A 1,025-nucleotide genomic window follows, 5' to 3' on the forward strand; every position below is an offset into this window, starting at 1 on the left:
CGCCACCGGCCATCCACAAAGCCGCCTCGATGACCTGCTACCGTGGAACTTCAAGCCGTCAAGCTAAGTCGACAGTGGGGGCCAGCGACCGCTTACGCTTCAAATGGGCGAACCTTGCAGCACATAACGCGGGTGTGACGGTTGCCATTATTGGTATCACGCGTCAGCCTGTCCCGGCGCGTCGCCTCTACTCCGAAGAGGAAGGAAAGACGGCGCTGCGCGAAGTGGCGCATATAAACGCCTATCTGACCCCCGGCGCAGATGTGATAGTTCGACCAGCATCCCGTGTCATCGGGGAAAAAACAGCTATGGTTTGGGGGAACAAACCTACAGATGGCGGCAATCTTTCGCTGACCGCTGATGAGTGCGCCAGCCTCTTATCCGATTATCCAGAAGCAGCGCGCTTTATACGCCCATACTATGGTGCTGCCGAATTTATCCGGGGATTGGAACGTTTCTGTATCTGGGTTGAAGATTCTGAGGCAGATGAAGCCACCAACATCCCCGCTTTGCGCAAAAGGTTCGAAAGGGTCGTCCACTTTCGATCTGTGAGTAAGGCAGCGGAAACTCGCCCGGCTGCTGCATACCCTCATCGGTTTCGTCAAATTCAGTCGGTGGCCGCCGATCACTCGCTGATTATGCCACAAGTCAGTTCGGAGCGCCGCGAATATCTGCCAATCGGATTGCTTCCGCCTCGGTCCATTGTCTCCAACCTTGCCTTCGCCCTCTACGACGCCCCGCTCTGGAACATGGCGCTGATTGCCTCGCGTCTGCATCTGGTCTGGATCGCGACCGTCTGCGGCAAGCTGGAAACCCGATACCGCTATTCCAACACCCTCGGCTGGAACACCTTCCCCGTGCCCACCTTGACCGAAAAGCAGAAATCCGACCTCACCGCCGGTGCCGAAGCGATCCTTCTGGCACGCGAGGCGCATTTCCCCGCCACCATCGCCGACCTCTACGACCCCGAAAAGATGCCCGACAACCTCCGCGCCGCCCACGACCGCAACGATGAGACCCTCGAA

General features: G+C 58.2%; 1 protein-coding gene. It reads left to right on the top strand.

Annotated features, from left to right (window positions below):
- Positions 1 to 29 precede the first annotated feature (29 nt).
- Positions 30 to 1,025, top strand: a 996-nt coding sequence (locus ACFOMH_RS20565; protein ID WP_377746802.1) for a type IIL restriction-modification enzyme MmeI, incomplete at its 3' end; no start/stop codon positions are given.

The organism is Paracoccus mangrovi (assembly GCF_042648425.1).
Lineage (GTDB): Bacteria > Pseudomonadota > Alphaproteobacteria > Rhodobacterales > Rhodobacteraceae > Paracoccus > Paracoccus mangrovi.